This window comes from Tepidiforma sp. (assembly GCF_026419595.1).
Taxonomy (GTDB): Bacteria; Chloroflexota; Dehalococcoidia; order Tepidiformales; family Tepidiformaceae; genus Tepidiforma.
The window spans coordinates 1-916 of record NZ_JANZZD010000079.1; the positions used below are offsets into that span (position 1 = coordinate 1).

Sequence of the window (916 nt, forward strand, 5' to 3'; positions counted from 1 at the left end):
GCCGGCGGCGGAGTCGGCGGCGAGGGCGGGGAGGAGGAGGCGGTGGGGGAGTTGGGAGCTGGGAGGCTGGAGCTGGGAGCCGGGCGACTGGGCGGCGGCGAGGGTGAGGAGGAGCGCGCCGGCGAGGGCGGGGAGGAGGGCGGCGAGGCGTCGCATGGGGGTCAGTTTCGCCGGGGAAGGGGCGCTGGGGGAACGGGCGCGCGTAAGGCGCGGGCAAAATTGCGGGGAAAACCGGAAGTTTGGCGGGTTTCGGCGTTCCGCGTTCGGGGCGGGGGGAGGACACTGGAGGGGTGCGCGGGATTGGACTTCGCGAAGTGGTGGCGCTGCTGGCGCTCGTGGTGGTCGGGGTGATTTTCTGGCAGTTCCTGGACCCGGCGGCGAGCGAAGGGGGCAGCGGCGGGGCGCGGCCGAGCCCGACGGTGCGCCAGGGGCTGCCGGCGCCGGAGCCGACCTCGACGCCTGCGCCGACGCCGACGCCGCTGCCGCCGCCGCAGGAGCTGGCGCGGCCGGCGCGCTTCCGGGTGGAGTTCTTCGATGACCGGCCGACGAGCGGGCACGTGAAGGTGGCGGACGGCGCGGTGGATGGGCTGGCGCTCTCGTACGCGGGGGCGCCGTTCGTGGACCTGGTGGACGACCGCTGGAGCCTGGTTGCGAGCGCGCAGGTCGAGCTGCCGGCGGAGGGGCGCTACCGGTTCGTGCTCGTGTACCGCGGGGAGCTTTCGGTGCGGGTGGACGGGGAGGAGGTGGCGCGGGCGGCGGGGCCTTCGGAGGCGGGGCGGCTGGAGGTGGTGTTCGCGCACGCGGCGGGGCCGGCGCAGGTGGAGATCGAGCTGCGGGACCGGGGCGGGGAAGCGGCGGTGAGGTGGGAGTGAGCGGGAACCGGGAGGCGGGAAGCGGGAACAGGGAGGCGGGAAGC

Annotated in this window: 1 protein-coding gene; it reads left to right on the plus strand. The window is 75.8% G+C overall.

Annotation, left to right across the window (positions count from 1 at the left end; all coding sequences use genetic code 11):
- Positions 1–290: 290 nt before the first annotated feature.
- Complete coding sequence (locus N2041_RS14415) at positions 291–872, plus strand: hypothetical protein (RefSeq protein ID WP_297679289.1); 582 nt, start codon at positions 291–293, stop codon at positions 870–872.
- Positions 873–916: the final 44 nt, after the last annotated feature.